Raw genomic sequence first — 20,963 nt, forward strand, 5'->3', positions numbered from 1 at the left:
TAATCTTTCACCCATAGCGAATGGTCCTCTTGCATCAGGTTCTTGCCGGAACGTACTGATTTTTATAGAGGTTACCATTCGCTATCTTCGTTTTCAGGCCTGCGTCGTGAATAACCCGGGTGGACATGTCGGTGCAAGCCCGCATTGCATCAATCTGGGTGTTGAGCAATTGATCATAGTAATTGAACCCTCCGACGATTCATTCAAAGAATCGAATCGCAGAATGCGGCAGGATTTTGTTCAAACATATGCTTCCGCGCTTATCGCTTTATTACACCTGCCTGAATCATCGACTGTCGATGGCTTAATCCAGGTCTCGAATCGTGAAAGCCTTGGCCCCCACGCCATCGTGCACCGTCAACATGCGCTTGAACCATTCATCCACTGGGTCTCCAGCACTCACCCAGTCGGCACGTGAAACGCTATAGGCCCACATGCAACTGCCGAACATCAGATAGTCCGCGCCAGCCGGCACATCACCATCGATGAAATCAGTGCCCCGCAACTGGTCACGTAATGGTGCCAATAGCGTTTTGAGCTGCGCACGCCCCTGCTCGGGCTGATGAAACTCTTCCAGACGACAGCCGAAACGCGCTTCGCGTGTGGTGCGGAAATAATCTCGGTCATCGGGGTGAATGGCGGCCAATAAGTCCATGACCACAATTCGAAACAAGGCAGGTGTGACGCTGCGTTCCACGAAATGCTTGAAGAAAAGTACCCGTGATTGAGCTAAACCTTCTCCCAATACGGGTAATTCAGGGTAAGCCTGGTCCAGGTAACGCATGATGTCGAAACTGTCGGACACCACCTTTTCGCCATCGCACAGCACCGGCACCTTGTCATGCTCGGCAAAGGCCAACGCCTGCTTGTCATTGAAACGCCATTGGCGGGTTTCAAAACTCAGCCCCTTGTGAGCCAGCGCCATACGTACGCGCCAGCAATAAGGGGAAAAACGTAGCCGCTCATCTCGACCGCAGAGGTCATAAAGTACTCGAGTCATCACAATGCCTTGTTCTCAGGGGTGGAATTACCGTTCATTTGTCGCACAAAGGCCTGGATGGCATCAATATCTCCATTTGTCTTCACCGGCCTGCTTTGCATATGCAGGCAGGCACGCAAACAGAGCCAGGGAAAGGAGGGGTCGAAAATAGAGCGTACAAAATAGCTGGTAAAATAGCGTTCAAGGGCTGTCTATTAGTCTAAGGCACACAGCATGATTCAATGCCGATAAATCCAAGTAAACAACATAAAAATCATAATATTAAAGAAACTCTCTTGATGTTCAATAGGTCCAGGCGCCCAAAATATTGGTCATACCAATTTTCCAATAGTAGTCAAGCTGATAAGCGATACGTATCTTTCAGCCTGGCCTGGCTGCTGTCTTTACGGCGCCGAGGTCATCGCGGAGCCTACCGATAAATAACAAGGGGCAGTTTTTCCCATGAATGAAACAACGCTTGCACTGATTGCTTTTGTACCCCTGGTACTAGCTGGGGTGCTGTTGATTGGACTACGCATGCCGGCCAAGACCGCCATGCCGATCGTCTTCGTAGTCACAGCATTGATCGGCCTACTGGCCTGGGAAATGACTTTCACACGTGTGCTGGCCTCCACCCTCCAAGGGCTGCTGCTCACGGTGGCGATATTGTGGATCATTTTCGGGGCTATTCTGCTGCTCAACACCTTGAAACATTCCGGCGGCATCACTGCGATTCGCAAAGGTTTCTCCGGAATCAGCCCGGACCGCCGCGTCCAGGCGATCATTGTTGCCTGGATGTTCGGCTGTTTCATTGAAGGGGCTTCCGGCTTCGGAACGCCAGCCGCGGTAGCAGCGCCGTTGTTGGTCGCCTTGGGGTTTCCCGCCCTGGCGGCAGTCGTCGTGGGCATGATGATCCAGTCGACACCGGTTTCCTTCGGCGCCGTAGGGACGCCTATCGTGGTGGGGGTGAGCGGTGGCATCAACCGCGAAGGCATTACCCAGCAGCTCGCCGAGGGTGGCTATACCTGGCTTGAGTACTTCCGGTTGATCGCGGCTGAAGTCGCGGTGATTCACGGCATCGTGGGTGTGCTGATGCCGCTGATCATGGTGGTCATCATGGTGCGCTTTTTCGGCGCCAACCGTTCGTGGAAAGAAGGACTCTCCATCGCCCCCTTCGCGATCTTCGCCGGCGTGGCCTTCGTGGTGCCCTACATGCTCGCAGGCGTATTTCTTGGACCGGAATTCCCGTCGATGATCGGCGCCATGGTGGGCCTGGCAATCGTCGTGCCCGCGGCTCGTCGCGGCTTCCTGATTCCCAAGGACACCTGGGACTTCCCAGATCGTAAGTCCTGGCCTGACGAGTGGATCGGCAAGCTGGAAATCAAGATGGACGACATCGCAGGCAAGGCACCGATCTCCACTTTCATGGGCTGGGTACCCTACGTACTATTGGCTGTTTTTCTGGTCGCTTCACGCGTCATCGAACCGCTCAGGGACGCCTTGACCTCGTTCGCCTTCGGCTGGAGCAACATTCTGGGAGAGGCAGGCGTTTCGGGCAGCATTCAGCCCTTCTACCTGCCTGGCGGCATCCTGCTGATCGTGGTTCTGATCACTGCGTTACTGCACCGCATGAAATTGGGCGAACTGAAAAATGCCTTCAGCGATTCCTCCAAGACCATTCTGGGTGCCGGCTTCGTACTGATCTTCACCATTCCGATGGTGCGCATCCTGATCAACTCCGGCGTCAACGCGGCGGATCTGGTCTCCATGCCGGTGGCCATGGCGCAATTCGTCGCCAATAGCGTGGGAGACATCTACCCGTTCTTCGCGCCGACCGTGGGAGCTCTGGGAGCCTTTATCGCCGGCTCCAACACCGTGTCCAACCTGATGTTGTCTGAATTCCAGTTCAATATCGCTCAGCAGCTGGGAGTTTCCACTGCCATGATGGTGGCACTGCAAGCCGTCGGGGCAGCGGCGGGCAACATGATCGCCATTCACAATGTGGTGGCGGCATCAGCGACGGTTGGCTTGCTGGGGCGTGAAGGTACGACGATTCGCAAGACCATCCTGCCAACGCTTTATTACCTCATCGCCAGTGGCATTCTCGCCATGATCGTGTTGTATGGGGTGGGTATCAGCGACCCGCTCATGCGCGCATTGAGTTCCTAAACGGGCAAATCGCCGGGATATCACTATCCCGGCGATTTCATGCAAAAGGTTTCCTCCTGCAATTCTTCAAATAAATTATGGAAACCTTTTCCATGAAACAATACCCTACAGGGCGGTGGCGTTCATTTCGTCCCGCCCTCTTCGGTTTCAGGAGTTGCCATGAATATTCACTTCGACGAGCGCCTAGACGGTGAACTGACTGTTATCGACAAGGCCGAAGTACTGGCCGACCTTCAGAACGCCTCCCCTGACTTGATTTTGTTGCATCGCGAAGAAGACCTGCACCCCTTTGAGTGCGACGGCCTGGCGGCCTATCGCGTACTTCCCATGCTGGTGGCGATGCCGGAAACCTTCGAACAGGTACAAACGCTTCTCAAGCGCTGTCACCATCTGGGTGTACCAGTGGTGACCCGGGGCGCGGGTACCGGCCTTTCCGGTGGCGCCCTGCCCCTGGAAAAGGGCGTGCTGCTGGTGATGTCGCGCTTCAGCAAGATTCTTGGCGTCGACCCGGATGCCCGCCTGGCGCGCGTGCAACCGGGGGTACGCAACCTGGCCATCTCCGAGGCGGCCGCACCTTACGGGCTTTATTATGCCCCCGACCCCTCCTCCCAGATCGCCTGCTCGATTGGCGGCAACGTGGCGGAAAATGCCGGTGGCGTGCACTGCTTGAAGTACGGCCTCACGGTGCACAACGTCATGCGTCTGGACATACTCACCATCGAAGGCGAACCCATGACCCTGGGCTCGGAAGCCCTGGATGCGCCGGGATTCGACCTGCTGGCACTGATGAACGGCTCCGAAGGCATGCTCGGCGTAGTCACCGAAATTACCGTCAAGCTGCTGCCCAAGCCGGAAACCGCCAAGGTACTGATGGCCAGCTTCGACGACGTTGAAAAGGCCGGCCGTGCGGTAGGCGATATCATCGCCGCCGGCATCATTCCCGGCGGTCTGGAAATGATGGATAACCTGGCCATTCGCGCCGCCGAAGACTTCATTCGGGCGGGCTATCCGGTGGACGCCGAGGCCATTCTGCTCTGCGAACTGGATGGTGTGGAAGAGGATGTCAATGACGACTGCGCCACGGTACGCCGCGTTCTCGAAGCTGCCGGCGCCACCGACATTCAGCAGGCCCGCGACGATGCCGAACGTGCCAAGTTCTGGGCCGGGCGCAAGAACGCCTTTCCAGCCGTGGGGCGCATGTCGCCGGATTACTACTGCATGGATGGCACCATTCCGCGTCGCGAGCTACCCCGGGTGCTCAAGGGCATTGCGGCACTGTCCGAAGAAAGCGGCCTGCGCGTGGCCAATGTCTTTCATGCTGGCGATGGCAACATGCACCCCTTGATCCTGTTCGATGCCAACCAGGAAGGCGAACTGGAACTCGCCGAAGATGTCGGGGGCAAGATACTCGAACTGTGCGTGGCTGCCGGTGGGTCTATTACCGGGGAGCACGGTGTGGGACGTGAAAAGATCAATCAGATGTGCAGCCAGTTCAAACCCGATGAGCTGACGGTTTTTCATGCCTTGAAGGCAGCTTTCGACCCAAAACGCCTGCTGAACCCCGGCAAGAACATTCCCACCCTGGCGCGCTGTGCCGAGTTCGGCGCCATGCACGTGCACAACAATGAATTGCCGCACCCGGAACTGCCCCGTTTCTGAATGGCCTGCAGGAGTGATCATGACCAACACCAACCAGCCGTTACCCCACGCCCCAGACATGACCGAGCAGGACAATGCCGAGACCCTGTGCGAGCAAGTGCGACAAGCCTATCGTGAACGCTCACCGCTGCGCATTGTGGGGGGTGATACACGCGCTTTCTATGGGCGAGCAGTGGAAGGTCGGGCCTTGTCGACCTTAGAGCATCGCGGCATCGTGCATTACGACCCTGTCGAACTGGTGGTTTCCGTGCGCGCCGGCACACGCCTGAGCGACCTGGAAGCCGCCTTGGCCCACCATAACCAAATGCTCCCTTTCGAGCCGCCTCGCTTCGGTGAAGCCAGCACCATCGGCGGCGCCGTGGCAACCGGCCTTTCCGGCCCTCGGCGCCCTTGGGCGGGCGCTGTGCGTGATTTTGTGCTCGGCACCCGCGTCATCACTCAGGAAGGCAAACTGCTGCGTTTTGGTGGCGAGGTAATGAAGAACGTCGCCGGCTACGACTTTTCACGTTTGATGGCAGGCGCCCAAGGAACACTGGGGGTACTCAGTGAAATCTCCTTCAAGGTATTGCCCCGGCCCAACGCGACTCACAGCCTGCGCCTGACAATGCCCATTGACGAAGCCTTGAAAAAACTCGCCGAGCTGGGGCGAAAACCGCTACCGATCACTGCGGCCGCCTGGCATGACGGAGGCTTACATTTACGCCTGGAAGGGGGGCAAAGCTCGGTCAAGGCCACCCATGAACGCCTGGGTGGTGACTCCTTGGATGCCTCCTTCTGGCAAGAATTGCGTGATCATTCTCTGAGTTTTTTCCAAGGGACCGGCGATAAAGCCCTGTGGCGCCTGTCGCTACCTCCCAATAGCGGCACCTTGGCGCTACCCGGCGTTCAGGAAAACGAGGTGCTTTACGACTGGGGCGGCAGCCAGCGCTGGGTGAAAACCTCTGTTGATGCCGAGACGTTAAGGCGCCTGTGTCAGGAAGCCGGTGGTCATGCCACCTGTTACACCGCTCACCAGAACGGGGGCGCTATCGAGCCGTTCACGCCGCTCAACCCGGTGGTGGCCAAGTATCATCGTAACCTGAAGCGCGAACTCGATACCTATGCCATCTTCAATCCCGGCCGTCTCTACGCGGAGTTTTGAACCATGCAGACGCAATTTACCGATGCCGACCGCCAGAAACCGCACATCCAGGAAGCCGATCGCATTCTGCGCACCTGTGTGCACTGCGGCTTCTGTAATGCTACCTGTCCCACCTACCAGTTGCTGGGCGATGAACGCGACGGCCCGCGCGGGCGCATTTATTTGATGAAGGAGTTGTTGGAAAGCGCTGAGGACGACGACCAGGTCACGGAAGAGACTCGCCTGCACCTGGACCGCTGCCTGACGTGTCGCAGCTGTGAAACCACCTGCCCTTCCGGGGTCGAGTATCACAAACTTCTGGATATCGGACGCGCCGAAATCGATCGTCGCGTTCCCCGCCCGGCCGCGGACAGAATGCTGCGCTTTGGATTACGCAAAGCCTTGGTCGAACCCAAGCGTTTTCAGGCATTGCTCAAACTGGGCCAGACCTTCAAGCCAATGGTTCCCGGCGTCCTGCAGAACAAGATGCCCCCCAAACCCGCCGATGCAGGACAGCGCCCGGATACACAAACGCATAGCCGCCGTGTACTGATGCTGGAAGGCTGCGTGCAACCCGGGCTTTCGCCCAACACCAACGCCGCCACGGCGCGCGTGCTCGACCGCCTGGGCATCAGCGTCACGCCAGTCAATGAAGTCGGCTGCTGCGGTGCTATCGACTTTCACCTCAACGCACAAGAAGACGGCCGTCACCGCATGCGTGCCAATATCAACGCCTGGTGGCCGCATATCGAACAAGGGGCTGAAAGTATCGTTCAGACTGCCAGTGGCTGTGGTGCCTTCGTCAAGGAATATGGCTATATGCTCCGAGACGACCCCGCCTATGCCGAAAAGGCCCAACGCGTGAGCGAGCTGGCCAAGGATCTCGTGGAAGTATTGCGTGACGAGAATCTGGAAACGTTCGAGATAGGCGACACTCAGCGCCTGGCATTTCACTGCCCTTGCACCCTGCAGCATGCCCAGCAACTGAGTGGTGCCGTGGAAGGTATACTCACACGCCTGGGGTTTGCGCTGACACCGGTGGCGGATGCCCATTTGTGTTGCGGCTCAGCTGGCACCTACTCGGTCACCCAGCCGGAACTTGCCACCCAACTGCGTGACAACAAGCTCAATGCTCTGGAAGCCGGCAATCCGGAGATGATCGTTACCGCCAATATCGGCTGTCAGACACACCTTGCCGGCGCTAACCGCACATCGGTACGCCACTGGATCGAAGTAGTCGATGCCGCCCTTACCTGACCTTGGTTTCAAATTCGATGCCGGCATGACTCAACTGCGAGTCGCACCGGCATCGACTTTCCGGGCATTTGCTCACCACCCATGATCTACAATCAATCATCAAGAGGAAACTCTCATGCAGACCAAATCCGTTTTGTCCCAAGCCGATGTCACCGCCATGCTGGATGCCGCCCAACAGGAAGCCGACAGCAACGGCTGGCCGGTGACTATTGCGGTCACTGATGATGGTGGCCATCTGTTGGGATTGCGTCGCCTGGATAATGCCGCCCCCATGAGCGCTTACGTAGCCACCGAAAAGGCGCGTAGCGCTTCTATCGGGCGCAAGGAAACCAAGGTTTTCGAAGATATGATCAATGGCGGGCGAAATGCGTTTCTTTCCGCGCCATTGGAAGGAATGCTCGAAGGTGGCGTACCGGTCATCATCGATGGTCAGGTAATCGGTGCAGTGGGTATTTCCGGTGTGAAGCCGGATCAGGATGCTCAGGTGGCCAAGGCAGGCATCAAGGCTGTCGGCGGTTAACCGAAAAGCACCCATAGCGAAAGCCCCGGATCAGATAACTGAACCGGGGCTTGAGATTCGTGGATGCTAAATGGCGGACCGGACGAGACTCGAACTCGCGACCTCCGGCGTGACAGGCCGGCATTCTAACCAACTGAACTACCGGTCCGCGTGGTGGGTGATACCGGATTCGAACCAGTGACCCCCAGCATGTGAGGCTGGTGCTCTAACCAACTGAGCTAATCACCCACGCATAAGCATTCTTTAACGCTATTCTTACGGCTTTCTACTACAAATTCGGTACTTTCATCATGGCGGACCGGACGAGACTCGAACTCGCGACCTCCGGCGTGACAGGCCGGCATTCTAACCAACTGAACTACCGGTCCGCATAATGAAAATTCACTCAGAAAAGCAAGACTAGGAGGATGATGCTGGCGGACCGGACGAGACTCGAACTCGCGACCTCCGGCGTGACAGGCCGGCATTCTAACCAACTGAACTACCGGTCCGCATAATGAAAATTCACTCAGAAAAGCAAGACTAGGAGGATGATGCTGGCGGACCGGACGAGACTCGAACTCGCGACCTCCGGCGTGACAGGCCGGCATTCTAACCAACTGAACTACCGGTCCGCTATATGCATCAAAACTTCAGACTACGTTTTTCTTTGCTACCGCAACGTGATCGCATCACCTAGGTGATGGTGGGTGGTACTGGGTTCGAACCAGTGACCCCCAGCTTGTAAGGCTGGTGCTCTCCCAACTGAGCTAACCACCCGTCTGGTCACGTGGCGCTGCATTCTACCAAAGATCAGGACGTTGTCAACATTCATGATAATTTTATTGTCATGAATTACTTCCCTGCCTCGGCAGCCTGCTGCGAGCGCGTGAAGAATGCAATATACGAGCCTCCGGGTCAATCATCTTGAAGAAATACCTGTAAGACAATCATGGAGGCAATTTGTCGCAGGCCGACCAAGACCGCATCGGGGCCTTCAAAAAAACATATTGATAACAAGCGCCCCGCTTAACCGCTACACTCGCAAATGCTTGCAATAGCGGTGATTCCAGGCGTCTGGAAGGCTTGTGGGCCAATAATGAAGGGTGGCGCAAAAATACACCCGCAGGTCTCGAACCCCAATGCTATTGCTTGCGTATATAATCACTTAGCCAATTGGGTTGTTCAGCTTGCAGCGTGGCTGCGATAGAATCCCAGACGGATTTATTGACCTGCATCATCAAGCGGGTGGCCGCACCCGGGCACAATGCTACGGGTTACCCCCTAACCGCGTTCGATGGGAACATTCAAATGAACTCAGCACTAGAACACCCGACCTACAACTACAAGGTAGTTCGGCAGTTCGCGATCATGACAGTGGTATGGGGCATCGTGGGCATGCTCATCGGTGTCATCCTTGCCGCACAACTGGTATGGCCGCAACTGAACCTCGATCTACCTTGGACGAGCTTTGGGCGGCTACGCCCGTTACATACCAATGCCGTCATATTCGCCTTCGGTGGCTCAGCATTGTTTGCCACGTCTTATTACGTTGTCCAGCGCACCTGTCAGGTCCGTCTTTTTTCTGACAAGCTCGCCGCATTCACGTTCTGGGGCTGGCAAGCCGTCATTCTTTCCGCCGTCGTTTCGCTACCCTTGGGTTACACCACTACCAAGGAATACGCCGAACTGGAATGGCCAATCAACATATTGATCGCCGCTGTCTGGGTGACATATGCGCTGGTATTCCTGATGACCATCAAGAAACGGAAGACGTCGCATATCTATGTGGCCAACTGGTTCTTTGCTGCCTTTATTCTGACCGTAGCCGTGCTGCACATCGTCAACAATGCAGCCATTCCGGTCACGGCCATGTACTCCACCTCGGTGTATGCCGGTTCCATCGATGCCATGGTGCAATGGTGGTACGGGCATAACGCGGTAGGGTTCTTCCTTACTGCCGGCTTCTTGGGGATGATGTATTACTTCGTCCCCAAGCAGGCGGAACGCCCGGTGTACTCCTATCGGCTCTCCATCGTCCACTTCTGGGCGCTGATCATGATTTACATGTGGGCCGGCCCGCACCACTTGCATTACACCGCTCTACCTAACTGGGCGCAATCATTGGGCATGGTCATGTCGATCATCCTGCTTGCTCCTTCCTGGGGCGGCATGATCAACGGCATGATGACGCTCTCCGGCGCCTGGCATAAGCTACGCACCGACCCGACCTTGCGCTTTCTGGTCGTGGCCCTGTCTTTCTACGGCATGTCGACTTTTGAAGGCCCGATGATGGCCATCAAGACCGTCAATGCCCTCTCCCACTACACCGACTGGACCATTGGACACGTACATTCTGGTGCGCTGGGCTGGGTAGCCATGATTACCATAGGCTCCATGTACCACTTGATTCCACGCTTGTTCGGCCAGGTACAGATGCACTCGGTCAACCTGATTGCTGTGCACTTCTGGCTGGCGACCATCGGCACCGTGCTGTACATCGCCTCCATGTGGGTCAACGGCATTCTGCAAGGTCTGATGTGGCGCGCCATCAACCCGGACGGCACCTTGATGTACACCTTCATCGAATCCGTGGAAGCCAGTGGTCCAGGCTATTTCGTTCGCTTGATTGGCGGCTTGTTCTGGGTAACCGGCATGCTGATCATGGCCTACAACGTCTACATGACGGTGAAGCGCAGCGAATCCATTCGTCAGCAGCCTGCACCGCAAGCGGCTTAAACGGGGATACTAAGACCAATGAAACATGAGATTGTTGAAAAGAATGTCGGTCTGCTCGCCGTATTGATCCTGGTAGCGATCAGCTTCGGCGGCCTGGCGGAGGTGGTACCGCTGTTCTTCCAGAAGCAGACCACGGAACCGGTTGAAGGACTTGAACCACTTTCCGCCTTGGAGCTGGCAGGACGCGACATCTATCGCCGGGAAGGCTGTGTCAGCTGTCATTCCCAGATGATTCGTCCGTTCCGCGCAGAGACGGAACGCTACGGTCACTATAGTGTGGCTGGCGAGTCAGTCTACGACCATAATTTCCTGTGGGGCTCCAAGCGCACAGGCCCGGACCTGGCACGCGTCGGTGGCCGTTACAGTGATGACTGGCACCGTGCCCATATGTATAACCCGCGCGACGTCGTTCCCGAGTCGATAATGCCAGCCTACCCTTGGCTGTTCGAGAACACTCTCGATGGTGAAGACATGGCCGCCAAGATGAACACATTGCGCATTCTGGGCGTCCCGTACACCGACGAGCAGATCGAGAGTGCCGAGCGTGACGTTCAGGGTACTCAAGAGATCACCGCGTTAATCGCTTTCTTGCAACAACTCGGAACTGTGCTTGAGGGCACTCGCTAAGTTATGGATACGGGAACCTTTCGCGGCCTTATCACTTTTGTGCTTCTGGTCGCCTTCATCGGCATCACCTGGTGGGCCTACTCCAAGCGACGCAAGCCGGATTTCGACGAAGCGGCTAACCTGCCCTTCGCTGATGATAAAGATGAAGAAGAAATCCGCAAACAACACGCCGCGCAAGAAGAGCAGACCAATTCCCGACACGACGGGGGAGACAAAAACGTATGAGCAATCTCTGGGGTGAATCCCTATCCGGCTTCTGGAGTGCCTGGATCATCATCATCACGCTAGGCACCATTGCCTTCAGCGGATGGATCCTGTTCGCTAACCGCCGCACCGATAAGACCCCCGACGCCGACGGCAATGTGGAAACCACAGGGCATGCGGCAGACGGGATTGAAGAGTATGATAACGCCCTGCCCAAATGGTGGTTTCAGCTGTTTGTCGCCACCATCATATTTTCCCTGGGCTATCTGGTGCTCTACCCTGGCCTGGGTAATTTTGCTGGCATCCTGGGCTGGTCACAGGAAGGTCAGTGGGAAGAGGAAGTGGCTCAGGCCGAAGAGCGCTTTACACCGATTTTCGCTCAATATCAGGAAGTGCCGATCCCTGAGCTGGCAAGAGACGAAGCAGCCATGCAGGTGGCCGAGCGTATCTATCAGAATAACTGTGCAGTCTGTCACGGCTCCAACGCCCAGGGCGGGTATGGTTTCCCCAATCTCACCGATGATGACTGGCTATATGGGGGTGAGCCGGAAAACATTCTGACGTCCCTGCACAATGGGCGTAATGGCTTGATGCCTTCCTGGCAGCAGCTGGGAGAGAACAATATTGGCAACCTGACGCAATATGTCCTTTCTCTTTCCGGGCTTGAGCACGACGCCGAGAGCGCCGAGCAAGGTGAAGCCACCTACGCATCAGTATGTGCGGCATGCCATGGGCCAAGCGGCACCGGCAATCAGGCCTTGGGCGCGCCCAACTTGACCAACGACATCTGGCTCTACCTAGCACCCGGCCAGGAAGTCGCGGAGTCGGTTCGTCAAACACTGCGTAACGGGCGTAACGGTCACATGCCGGCACAGGCTTCTTACATTGGTGAAGAACGGGTTCATCTGGTAGCGGCTTACGTTTACAGCTTTCGCCTACAAGACTGATTAAATTAGTTTTTTTAACCAAAGGGTGCGGCTTCGAGTCGCACCCTTTCTTGTTGGCGGCCATGAATAGTTATAATGAGGCTCCATTCTCTGGAGCAGTTTCCCTCTGTTCCCTCTGAGTTATGACATCATTATGGAAAGAATACCCAGCGAAGATGTAACTCCGGATTCTGTGGGTCATTACGCCCCCAAGGACCAGAAAGTCACCCAGGAAATGTATGCTAGACGGCAGCATATTTATGTACGCGAAATAAAGGGGCTATTTCAGAAAATCCGACGCAGCGCCAACTGGGTACTGATGCTGGCATTCTTTCTGCTTCCATGGATCCAGTGGGGAGATCGGCCGATCATCTGGTTTGACCTGCCGAGTAGGGAATTTCACATCTTTGTCGGGACATTTTACCCCCAGGAGTTCATGTTACTTTCCTGGCTGCTTATCATCTGTGCCTTTGGTCTTTTTTTCATCACTGTTTTCGCAGGCCGAGTCTGGTGCGGTTATACCTGCCCGCAAAGCGTCTGGACCTTCTTGTTCATGTGGGTCGAGCACCGTATCGAAGGGCAACGTAACAAGCGCATCAAACTCGACAAACAGTCCATGACGACTGAGAAACTAGCCCGCAAGAGTGCAAAACATACTATTTGGCTGTTGATCGCTCTGGCTACCGGTATCACGTTCGTGGGTTATTTCACCCCGATTCGCCAGTTAGTGATCGATCTTCCCACCCTTGAGGCACATGGCTGGTCGTATTTTTGGGTGGGTTTCTTTCTAGTATTTACCTATCTGAATGCCGGCTGGTTACGCGAGCAGGTGTGCTTTTACATGTGCCCCTATGCCCGTTTCCAATCAGTCATGTTCGACCGCGACACCTTGATCGTGTCTTATGACCAAGAGCGTGGTGAGCCTCGTGGCGCCCGCAAGAAAGGTATCGACCCCAAGGAAAAAGGCCTGGGAGACTGTATCGACTGCGAGCTTTGCGTTCAGGTATGCCCTGTAGGGATCGACATTCGTGACGGCCTGCAATATGAATGCATAAGCTGTGCCGCCTGCATCGATGCCTGCGATAGCGTGATGGACAAGATGAACTACCCACGCGGCCTGGTGCGTTACACTACAGAAAATGCGCTGGAGGGCAAGAAGAGTCACATTCTGCGCCCCCGCCTTGCAGGCTATTTTGCCGCTCTGGTGCTCATGATCGGAGTATTCGCCTGGGCGGTAGGTGATCGCCTGCCATTGGGCTTTGATGTGGAACGCGAACGCAATCAGCTTTATCAAATGACACGTGACGGTCGAATCACTAACGTTTATACATTGAACGTGCGCAACCTGGATAACCGTGACCACACCTATCAGCTGAGTGTTTCCGGACTTCCGGGGCTCACTCTTGATCACAAGACGCTCGACGTGGAAGCCGGTGAATCACGCCTACTCGTGATTGACGTGACCGCCGATGAGGACGTTATCGAAAAACCCAGCCATTCCATCTTCCTGACCATTGAATCTCAGCAGGATGAAAGTATCAGCCTGGAGCGTGAAATACGCTTCATCGGCAACATCAGGAGGTAACATGCCTACCACGACACCCACAAAGATACCTCCTTGGTACAAGCAGTTTTGGCCGTGGTTCTTGCTCGGCCTGCTGTTTTCCTCAATTATTGTCAGCACCACTTTTGCCGTCGTGTCGATAAAGAGCTCCGACGGCATGGTCGTCCAGGAAGATTATTACGAGCATGGCAAAGCCATTAACATGGTAATCGCCAAGCAAGTACGTGCGCGTGAATTGAACCTGAGCGCAAGCTTGCGTCTTGATCCGCTCACCAGTGATATCGTGGTGGACCTGGCGGGCGATACACGCCCTGAAAAGTTGTATTTACAGCTCATTTTCCCCACGGAAAATGACCGTGACCAATCGTTCGTGCTCGAGCATGTCCGCGATGGCCGTTATATCACTCAAGGCCCCGATAACCTGCGCTATCGTTGGTATCTGCAGCTACAGCCCGATCAGCAAGACAGCGATTGGCGTCTCACGGGTGAGGCTACCTTCCCCAGTGAAAACAGCATCGCGTTACTGCCGGGAGGGCGTACAGAAAGCGAATGAGCCACGCACCTGCCTGCTACCATTGCGGTAACCCAGTGCCCGCTGCAGCACCTTGGACCATCACCCTGGACGAGGACACCCACCCGCTTTGCTGCCCAGGCTGCGAAGCGGTAGCCCACGCTATCGTCGACGGTGGTCTGGAAAGTTATTACCGCTATCGTACCGAACTTCCAGAGCGCCCGGATGAACGCCAAGCCGTGCGTGCCGACACCTGGTCGGTCTTCGACGACCCAGGCCTGCAACAGCAATTTGTCCATCACGATGGCGATGAAGGGCATGTCGCCACCACACTAGCGGTGGAAGGCATTACCTGTGCGGCCTGCGCCTGGTTGATCGAGCACCGCCTGAACGCCATGCCGGGAGTAAAATCCAGTGCTGTCAACCTGACCCACCACCGGGTCCGTGTCAGCTGGGACCCCGATCAGATCAAGCTTTCCGAGCTGCTTGCCGAAATGGCGGCTATCGGCTATAACGCCCAACCTTATGAGCCGGATCAGGCTCAGGCGCGCCTGCAGCACGAAGAACGAATGAACGTACGGCGTTTGATTATCGCCGCTGTGGGGATGATGCAGGTGATGATGTTTTCCATCCCTATCTATGTCTCTTCACCAGGCGAGATCAGCGAAGATTTCTACGCCCTGTTCCACTGGCTGTCGTTTGCGCTAGCAACACCGGTAGTGTTTTTTTCCGCCATGCCCTTTTTCCGCAATGCCGTGCGGGATGTAAAAACAGGCGTACTCGGCATGGATGTTTCGGTGTCACTAGCCATTGGAGGCGCTTATCTCGCCAGCGGTTATGCCGTGATATTCGGCGTGGGGGAAGTGTATTTTGATTCAGTGGCCATGTTCACCTTCTTTCTGCTGTTCGCACGTTATGTGGAAACCCGCGCCCGCCGTCGCAGTGGGCATAGCGGCAATGCCTTGAGTGGCGCGCTGCCCCTTTCTGCCGTTCGCCTGGATGATGAGGACAATGAACGCATTCTCCCCGCCTCAGAGCTCAGAACAGGCGACCGAGTCAGAGTAAAACCAGGCCATAGCGTACCCGCTGACGGCATAATAGAAGCGGGCGAATCAAGTCTTGACGAGTCCATGCTGACCGGCGAATACCTACCTGTCACTCGGCGAATAGGCGATGAAGTCACCGGGGGCAGTCAGAACATGGAAAGCCCTCTGGATATTCGAGTCACTTATGCGGGACGCGAAGCTCGTGTCGCTGGCATTGTCGACTTGACCGACCGCGCCTTTGCCAGCCGTCCGCGTCTGGCACAGATGGCCGCACGCATGGCGCACCTTTTTGTGCTGCGCCTATTGATCGTTACCGCCTGCGTGGCAGCGGTCTGGTGGTTCATTGATCCCTCTCGTGTACTCTGGGTCACCCTTTCCGTACTGGTGGTCACCTGCCCTTGCGCCTTGGCACTGGCCACCCCAACGGCTCTTACCGCGGGTCATGGCCAACTGCGCAACCGTGGCGTCTTGATTACGCGTGCCGACGCCTTGGAATCTCTCTCCCAAGCCCATAGAGTGATCTTCGATAAAACCGGCACACTGACGCATGGCGAAATGCAGCTGATGCAGACCCTTCCACTGGGGAATATCGACGAAGCAGATGCCCGCGCCCTGGCAGCCGCCCTTGAAGCCCACTCGGAACATCCCATTGCCCGAGCATTTCGTCCTTTTCGTGATGCCACCGTGCAAGCAAACGAGGTGCAAAGCCACACGGGGCAAGGGCTGTCAGGCTCCATCAACGGGGCACGCTGGCGACTAGGCAAACCTGAATTCGCCGCGATACAGCCGCTGACCATACCCGATGAAGGGCAATGGCTGTTGTTGGCAGAAGAAGGTGAGCCACGTGCCTGGTTCGGTCTGCACGACGCGATTCGCGAGGACGCCGGAGAAACTGTAATGGCACTGCAGGCCGCTGGCCTCAAGGTCGAACTGCTTTCAGGAGATACGTCGCATGCAGTGGCAAGCCTGGCCAGGCAGCTGAATATCGATACCTGGCAGGCAAGCACCTCCCCCGAAGGCAAGCTTGAGCGTTTGCAGCAATTGCAGGCTAGCGGCGAAACCGTGATCATGGTCGGCGATGGCATCAACGATATTCCGGTGCTGGCCGGGGCTGACGTGGCGATCGCCATGAATGGCGCCACGGATCTGGCCCGCACACGCGCCGATGCGATACTGTTGAGTCCACGCCTGATGCGCATTGCCGAAGCGATCCAGATTTCTCGGGCGACGCGCCGGGTGATGCGTCAGAACATGATCTGGTCGGTATGTTATAACGCTTCCGCCTTGCCGCTGGCCGCGATAGGTATCGTACCACCCTGGCTTGCCGCCATCGGAATGTCTCTCAGCTCACTGGTGGTGGTAGGCAATGCCTTACGTCTATCCCGCTGGCACAGCAGCACCGTGCCGCTGCCTTATTCTCCTACGCCGGTGCCCGCATGACGATATTGTATCTGTTGATTCCGCTATCGCTAATTCTGCTGGGATTGGCAGTCTGGGCTTTTTTCTGGGCGGTGAAAAATGAACAGTTCGATGATCTGGAGGGCCCCGCTCATCGCATCCTGTTCGATGAAGATGAAAACGACCTCTCACCCGAGGAGCGCCAGCGCAGAAAACAGCAAAAGCAGCTCCGGCCGCAGCCGGGCGATGATGATGATGATACTGAGTCCCCCCGATGAATCCCACCGGGATGGACCTGCCACCACTGCTGGCGGCGTTCGTTTTCGGTCTTTTGGGGGGTGCGCACTGCATCGGCATGTGCGGCGGTATCATGAGCGCCCTGACCTTTGCCGTGCCGCCCAGCATGCGCCATCCGGCCAGGCTCACAGGCCTGTTATTGGGTTATAATGCCGGGCGTATTGTCAGCTACATGGTTGCCGGTGCCTTGGTGGCAACGCTCGGCACGTTACTGGCATTGTCGCCCGAGGCCGGCATGGTGCTTCAGGCCTTTGCCGCTGTCATGCTGATCCTCATGGCCTTGTACATCGCCAACTGGTGGAAAGGGCTACTCAAGGTTGAAGCGATAGGCAAGCGGTTATGGCGTTACCTGGAGCCTTTGGGGCGCCGCTTGATGCCGGTGGTCAAGCTACCCCAAGCCTTTGCCCTAGGTGCCATCTGGGGCTGGCTGCCCTGCGGCCTGGTGTACTCAATGCTCGCCTGGAGTCTGGCCACAGCGGACCCTTTGCATGGAGCCGCCCTGATGGGAGCCTTCGGTCTGGGCACCCTTCCCGCATTGCTGGTTACCGGCATTGCAGCACGCCAGATGGCCGGCTTGATTCGTCACCGCGCCACACGCAGCCTGGCCGCATTAACTATCATTAGCTTCGCGCTTTGGCAATTATGGACATTGTTCACAACCTCCTCGCTTCACTAAGCCCAACCATCGTTACATTGACTCAGCTCAATCTTCCTTTCCTCTCTGCGAACTACCATTAGTACTATACGTTCTAGATACCGGAGCATCTGTATGCCCGTTCAAGCCATTCCCGACCGCTACCCTGCTTTGAACGGATTCATTCCAGGCAGAGCTTGGAACCAAGCCATGTTACAGCGCAACGACAAAGAGGAGCCTCGCTATGCGTCTTACCCTACGCCGCGCTCCTTTCATGATAACTTCAGTGCCAAAGAGTTTACTGCCGCGCTAGAGCGCAGCAATAGCGGCAACAAGCCTTTAGGCGTGTATGTTCATGTGCCATTTTGCCGAAAAGTCTGCTTTTATTGCGCTTGCGACAAGATAGTCACCCAGAATACCCAACTAGCCGAGCCTTACCTATCGCGGCTGGATCGAGAAATGGTGCTGAGCTCACGCCATCTAGATTCCTCTCGTCAAATACAACAGCTTCACTGGGGCGGCACACCGACTTTTTTGACGCTGGATCAAATGAGCGACTTGATCGACCGGCTGGATGCACGTTTTGGCCTTTCCTACGCGCCAAACCGCGATTACTCCATCGATATTGACCCGCATCAAGCAGATGTATTGACCTTGCGCCATCTTCAAGCCCTGGGCTTCAACCGGATAAGCCTGTCGATACAGGATTTCGACCCGACCGTTCAACATGCAATCAATCGTGTGCAACCGCACGTCTTGACCGAGACATTGATGGAAGAAGCCAGCCGTCTCGGTTTTCGCTCGCTTTCTTTGGACCTCATTTACGGCCTGCCTTGCCAGACTCGCACAAGTTTCGCCAAGACACTCGCCCAGGCAATCGAACTCAACCCAGCACGCTTCAAGGTAACCAGTTACCGTCATATGCCTGAGCGTTTTGCGTCCCAACGGCACATCAACCGCGACGACCTGCCGTGCCCCGAAGAAAAATCGGCGATTCTACATACCGCTATCACCATGCTGACCCAGGCCGGTTACGTGCCTATTGGACTGGACCATTTCGTCCGACCGGATGACAACCTGGCCATCGCTCAGCAGCAAGGCACCCTACAGCGCAATTTCAAGAGCTACTCCAGCCACACCCAATATGATTTGGTGGGCTTAGGAGTTTCCGCTGTAAGTTGCGTGGATGATATCTATGCCCAGAACCCCACTGAGCCGGCAAGCTATGAACAAGCTTTGGATAAGGGCCACCTGGCCATAAAACGCGGCCTTCGCCTGACCCGGGATGACCAAATCCGCCGGCATGCCATCGAACGCATGCTGTGTTACATGGCACTCGACCTTGATGAAATCAGTAGACGGTGGAACATCGACGCACCGCGTTATCTTGCAGGTGCCCTGACCAAGCTGGAAGTTGCCGAACGCGCCGGGCTGATTCAGCGAACCGGCACCAGGTTGGTAGTTACCGCCCAGGGTCGATCAGTGCTTGGCCATCTAGCCATGGCTTTCGATGCTCGCTCCCCGACCCAAGCGGTTTCGTAAAAACCGATTTTTAAGGAACTTTTTCGACAACACTTGCTGCCGGCGCTTAATTCCTCATAATGGTCTTTGCCACCTATTTGAGGGAGGAACTCATGCCGGACATCATTGGCCGTCATAGAGCCATACTGAACGAAGCTCACTGTCAGACATGCAGCTTGAGCTCACTTTGCCTCCCCTTGGCGCTTGAGCTTGAACACATGGATCAGTTCGACTCGATCATTCGTCGTCGCGCACCACTCAAGAAAGGTGAGCCCCTGTTTCGCCAAGGGGATCTCTTCACCAGCGTGTTTGCCGTACGCTCCGGCAGTCTCAAGCAAGTCACCACGGAAGGTAATGGCAGTGATCAATTGACCAACTTCTATCTCCCTAGTGAGCTGGTGGGCCTTGATGGCATCAACGAAGCATCCTATCCAGGCAGTATCATTGCGCTGGAAACGACTACCGTCTGTGAAATTCCCTTCGACCGTCTGGATCTCCTTTCCGAACAACTCCCTGAATTACGCGGTCAGCTTTATCGCAGCATGAGCAAGGAGTTACGCGAGGATCGGCGCATGATGCGTCTACTTTCACGCAAGACCGCCGACCAACGCCTGGCAAGCTTCTTGATAACGCTATCCGAGCGGTTTCGCCGCAGGGGCTATTCGCCCTATAGCTTTCGGCTTTCCATGTCCCGAGCGGACATCGGCAACTACCTGGGACTGGCAGTGGAAACCGTCAGCCGCATCTTGAGCCGTTTTCAAAGCCAGAAGGTAGTGTCGGTTTCCGGAAGGGAAGTCAATGTCCTCGATATGCCCGCGCTGATTGGTTTATCTGAGGAAGAAGAGCAAGAGCTCAGTTCACCTTGACTGCCTGAATGCGGCTGGCCATCAGGTCAGCCTGCTTGGCTTCCAGCCCGGCAAAATCAAACAGCTGCCGATCGGCCAACTGAGACGGTGCCACGTTGGTGACCGCCTTGAACATGCTCTCCAGCCGGCCGGGGTGTTTCTTGTCCCATTCCGCCAGCATCTCTTTCGCCAGTTGACGCTGCATGTTGGGCTGAGAACCACATAGATTGCAGGGAATGATGGGAAACGCCATGTGCCGGGAAAACTCGGCGATATCGGCTTCCCTGCAATACGAAAGTGGCCGAATCACGATGTTTTTTCCGTCATCCGAGAGCAGTTTAGGCGGCATGGCCTTGAGCGTTCCACCGAAAAAAAGATTAAGAAACAAGGTCTCCAGTATATCTTCTCGGTGGTGCCCCAAGGCAATCTTGGTGGCCTTGATTTCTTCGGCAAAGCCATACAAAGACCCTCTACGCAGCCGCGAACACAGCGCGCAGGTGGTTTTGCCTTCCGGGGTTTTTTCCTTGACCACCGAATACGTATCTCGCTCGAGAATATGATACTCGACGCCTAGATTGTCGAGATAGGCTGGCAAGATATGCTCGGGAAATCCGGGCTGTTTCTGATCAAGATTAACGGCGATCAAGGAAAAATCGACCGGTGCATTGCGCTGCAGGTTGCGCAAAATTTCCAGCAGAGTGTAGCTATCCTTGCCTCCACTGAGGCATACCATGACGCGATCACCTTCCTGAATCATGTCATAGTCGATAATGGCATTGCCTACCTGACGCCGCAGGCGCTTTTGCAGCCTGTTGAAGTCACGTTTTTCCTTGGCATCTACGCCCGGCTTAAAAGCCGATGAAACAATACTACGAGCATCATCTATACCGGAGCCGTTCACCTTGGAATGAGCGAGGACATCAGGATCGAAATGTTCAACGGATTGCATAGAGTAAGCCTGCCGATGG

Annotated in this window: 18 protein-coding genes and 6 tRNA genes; 16 read left to right on the forward strand and 8 right to left on the reverse strand. The window is 55.9% G+C overall.

Annotated features, from left to right (window positions below; genetic code table 11):
- Positions 1-304: 304 nt before the first annotated feature.
- Entirely contained in the window at positions 305-1,000 is a 696-nt protein-coding gene (locus tag DU506_RS03925; RefSeq protein ID WP_114485656.1) for a glutathione S-transferase family protein, read from the reverse strand.
- 441 nt (positions 1,001-1,441) lie between these two features.
- Here DU506_RS03925 and DU506_RS03930 point away from each other — a divergent pair, with 441 nt between their 5' ends.
- From DU506_RS03930 to DU506_RS03950, 5 genes are all read left to right on the forward strand, one after another.
- Complete coding sequence (locus DU506_RS03930) at positions 1,442-3,148, forward strand: L-lactate permease (RefSeq protein ID WP_114485657.1); 1,707 nt, start codon at positions 1,442-1,444, stop codon at positions 3,146-3,148.
- A 159-nt stretch (positions 3,149-3,307) separates the two neighbouring features.
- Positions 3,308-4,807 (forward strand): glycolate oxidase subunit GlcD, encoded by a 1,500-nt coding sequence (gene glcD, locus DU506_RS03935; protein ID WP_114485658.1) that lies wholly within the window; start codon positions 3,308-3,310, stop codon positions 4,805-4,807.
- A gap of 19 nt (positions 4,808-4,826) precedes the next feature.
- Positions 4,827-5,948, forward strand: coding sequence for a glycolate oxidase subunit GlcE (gene glcE, locus DU506_RS03940; RefSeq protein WP_235825429.1), 1,122 nt, complete (start codon positions 4,827-4,829; stop codon positions 5,946-5,948).
- A 3-nt stretch (positions 5,949-5,951) separates the two neighbouring features.
- Positions 5,952-7,184, forward strand: coding sequence for a glycolate oxidase subunit GlcF (gene glcF, locus DU506_RS03945; RefSeq protein ID WP_114485659.1), 1,233 nt, complete (start codon positions 5,952-5,954; stop codon positions 7,182-7,184).
- A gap of 115 nt (positions 7,185-7,299) precedes the next feature.
- Positions 7,300-7,704 (forward strand): heme-binding protein, encoded by a 405-nt coding sequence (locus tag DU506_RS03950; RefSeq protein WP_114485660.1) that lies wholly within the window; start codon positions 7,300-7,302, stop codon positions 7,702-7,704.
- A 71-nt stretch (positions 7,705-7,775) separates the two neighbouring features.
- Here the strand turns inward: DU506_RS03950 and DU506_RS03955 are convergent.
- The 6 genes from DU506_RS03955 to DU506_RS03980 all read right to left on the reverse strand — a co-directional run bounded on the left by DU506_RS03955 (position 7,776) and on the right by DU506_RS03980 (position 8,463).
- Positions 7,776-7,852, reverse strand: a tRNA-Asp gene (locus DU506_RS03955).
- A gap of 3 nt (positions 7,853-7,855) precedes the next feature.
- A tRNA-Val gene (locus DU506_RS03960) sits at positions 7,856-7,932 on the reverse strand.
- Between the two features lie 63 nt (positions 7,933-7,995).
- A tRNA-Asp gene (locus tag DU506_RS03965) sits at positions 7,996-8,072 on the reverse strand.
- A 46-nt stretch (positions 8,073-8,118) separates the two neighbouring features.
- Positions 8,119-8,195: transfer RNA gene (locus DU506_RS03970), tRNA-Asp, on the reverse strand.
- Between the two features lie 46 nt (positions 8,196-8,241).
- Positions 8,242-8,318: transfer RNA gene (locus DU506_RS03975), tRNA-Asp, on the reverse strand.
- A gap of 69 nt (positions 8,319-8,387) precedes the next feature.
- Positions 8,388-8,463, reverse strand: a tRNA-Val gene (locus DU506_RS03980).
- A 531-nt stretch (positions 8,464-8,994) separates the two neighbouring features.
- On the opposite strand from DU506_RS03980, the gene ccoN reads away from it, so the two are divergent.
- From ccoN to fnr, 11 genes are all read left to right on the forward strand, one after another.
- A complete protein-coding gene (gene ccoN, locus DU506_RS03985) occupies positions 8,995-10,422 on the forward strand; it encodes a cytochrome-c oxidase, cbb3-type subunit I (protein WP_114485661.1) in 1,428 nt (475 codons plus the stop codon).
- An 18-nt stretch (positions 10,423-10,440) separates the two neighbouring features.
- The gene (gene ccoO, locus DU506_RS03990) at positions 10,441-11,049 is read left to right on the forward strand and encodes a cytochrome-c oxidase, cbb3-type subunit II (protein ID WP_114485662.1); all 609 of its coding nucleotides are present in this window, start codon (positions 10,441-10,443) and stop codon (positions 11,047-11,049) included.
- A gap of 3 nt (positions 11,050-11,052) precedes the next feature.
- Positions 11,053-11,274: a cbb3-type cytochrome oxidase subunit 3 gene (locus DU506_RS03995; RefSeq protein WP_114485663.1), complete on the forward strand. Its 222-nt coding sequence runs from the start codon at positions 11,053-11,055 to the stop codon at positions 11,272-11,274.
- A complete protein-coding gene (gene ccoP / locus DU506_RS04000; RefSeq protein WP_114485664.1) occupies positions 11,271-12,200 on the forward strand; it encodes a cytochrome-c oxidase, cbb3-type subunit III in 930 nt (309 codons plus the stop codon). The genes DU506_RS03995 and ccoP overlap by 4 nt, the downstream gene beginning before the upstream one ends.
- Positions 12,201-12,333: 133 nt before the next feature.
- Positions 12,334-13,764 (forward strand): cytochrome c oxidase accessory protein CcoG, encoded by a 1,431-nt coding sequence (gene ccoG, locus DU506_RS04005; RefSeq protein ID WP_114485665.1) that lies wholly within the window; start codon positions 12,334-12,336, stop codon positions 13,762-13,764.
- A 1-nt stretch (position 13,765) separates the two neighbouring features.
- Positions 13,766-14,296 carry a FixH family protein gene (locus tag DU506_RS04010; protein WP_114485666.1) on the forward strand — a complete coding sequence of 177 codons (531 nt, stop codon included), beginning with the start codon at positions 13,766-13,768 and terminating at the stop codon, positions 14,294-14,296.
- On the forward strand, positions 14,293-16,740 hold the full coding sequence (locus tag DU506_RS04015; RefSeq protein ID WP_114485667.1) for a heavy metal translocating P-type ATPase: 2,448 nt from the start codon (positions 14,293-14,295) through the stop codon (positions 16,738-16,740). Before DU506_RS04010 ends, DU506_RS04015 begins: the two co-directional genes overlap by 4 nt.
- Complete coding sequence (gene ccoS, locus DU506_RS04020; RefSeq protein WP_114485668.1) at positions 16,737-16,976, forward strand: cbb3-type cytochrome oxidase assembly protein CcoS; 240 nt, start codon at positions 16,737-16,739, stop codon at positions 16,974-16,976. The genes DU506_RS04015 and ccoS overlap by 4 nt, the downstream gene beginning before the upstream one ends.
- Positions 16,973-17,671, forward strand: coding sequence for a sulfite exporter TauE/SafE family protein (locus DU506_RS04025; RefSeq protein ID WP_114485669.1), 699 nt, complete (start codon positions 16,973-16,975; stop codon positions 17,669-17,671). The genes ccoS and DU506_RS04025 overlap by 4 nt, the downstream gene beginning before the upstream one ends.
- A 168-nt stretch (positions 17,672-17,839) precedes the next feature.
- On the forward strand, positions 17,840-19,171 hold the full coding sequence (gene hemN, locus DU506_RS04030; protein ID WP_235825430.1) for an oxygen-independent coproporphyrinogen III oxidase: 1,332 nt from the start codon (positions 17,840-17,842) through the stop codon (positions 19,169-19,171).
- 92 nt (positions 19,172-19,263) lie between these two features.
- On the forward strand, positions 19,264-20,016 hold the full coding sequence (gene fnr, locus DU506_RS04035; RefSeq protein ID WP_114485671.1) for a fumarate/nitrate reduction transcriptional regulator Fnr: 753 nt from the start codon (positions 19,264-19,266) through the stop codon (positions 20,014-20,016).
- On the opposite strand, the gene ttcA is transcribed toward fnr, so the two are convergent.
- Positions 20,003-20,944, reverse strand: coding sequence for a tRNA 2-thiocytidine(32) synthetase TtcA (ttcA, locus tag DU506_RS04040; RefSeq protein WP_235825431.1), 942 nt, complete (start codon positions 20,942-20,944; stop codon positions 20,003-20,005). The two genes, fnr and ttcA, sit on opposite strands and share 14 nt — an antisense overlap.
- Positions 20,945-20,963: the final 19 nt, after the last annotated feature.

It is taken from the genome of Vreelandella rituensis (assembly GCF_003336665.1).
GTDB lineage: Bacteria > Pseudomonadota > Gammaproteobacteria > Pseudomonadales > Halomonadaceae > Vreelandella > Vreelandella rituensis.

Bases quoted from the DNA above. Each gene is read 5' to 3' on its own strand.
- DU506_RS03925 (WP_114485656.1), bottom strand. From the start codon at position 1,000: ATGACTCGAGTACTTTATGACCTCTGCGGTCGAGATGAGCGGCTACGT.
- DU506_RS03930 (WP_114485657.1), top strand. From the start codon at position 1,442: ATGAATGAAACAACGCTTGCACTGATTGCTTTTGTACCCCTGGTACTA.
- glcD (WP_114485658.1), top strand. From the start codon at position 3,308: ATGAATATTCACTTCGACGAGCGCCTAGACGGTGAACTGACTGTTATC.
- glcE (WP_235825429.1), top strand. From the start codon at position 4,827: ATGACCAACACCAACCAGCCGTTACCCCACGCCCCAGACATGACCGAG.
- glcF (WP_114485659.1), top strand. From the start codon at position 5,952: ATGCAGACGCAATTTACCGATGCCGACCGCCAGAAACCGCACATCCAG.
- DU506_RS03950 (WP_114485660.1), top strand. From the start codon at position 7,300: ATGCAGACCAAATCCGTTTTGTCCCAAGCCGATGTCACCGCCATGCTG.
- ccoN (WP_114485661.1), top strand. From the start codon at position 8,995: ATGAACTCAGCACTAGAACACCCGACCTACAACTACAAGGTAGTTCGG.
- ccoO (WP_114485662.1), top strand. From the start codon at position 10,441: ATGAAACATGAGATTGTTGAAAAGAATGTCGGTCTGCTCGCCGTATTG.
- DU506_RS03995 (WP_114485663.1), top strand. From the start codon at position 11,053: ATGGATACGGGAACCTTTCGCGGCCTTATCACTTTTGTGCTTCTGGTC.
- ccoP (WP_114485664.1), top strand. From the start codon at position 11,271: ATGAGCAATCTCTGGGGTGAATCCCTATCCGGCTTCTGGAGTGCCTGG.
- ccoG (WP_114485665.1), top strand. From the start codon at position 12,334: ATGGAAAGAATACCCAGCGAAGATGTAACTCCGGATTCTGTGGGTCAT.
- DU506_RS04010 (WP_114485666.1), top strand. From the start codon at position 13,766: ATGCCTACCACGACACCCACAAAGATACCTCCTTGGTACAAGCAGTTT.
- DU506_RS04015 (WP_114485667.1), top strand. From the start codon at position 14,293: ATGAGCCACGCACCTGCCTGCTACCATTGCGGTAACCCAGTGCCCGCT.
- ccoS (WP_114485668.1), top strand. From the start codon at position 16,737: ATGACGATATTGTATCTGTTGATTCCGCTATCGCTAATTCTGCTGGGA.
- DU506_RS04025 (WP_114485669.1), top strand. From the start codon at position 16,973: ATGAATCCCACCGGGATGGACCTGCCACCACTGCTGGCGGCGTTCGTT.
- hemN (WP_235825430.1), top strand. From the start codon at position 17,840: ATGTTACAGCGCAACGACAAAGAGGAGCCTCGCTATGCGTCTTACCCT.
- fnr (WP_114485671.1), top strand. From the start codon at position 19,264: ATGCCGGACATCATTGGCCGTCATAGAGCCATACTGAACGAAGCTCAC.
- ttcA (WP_235825431.1), bottom strand. From the start codon at position 20,944: ATGCAATCCGTTGAACATTTCGATCCTGATGTCCTCGCTCATTCCAAG.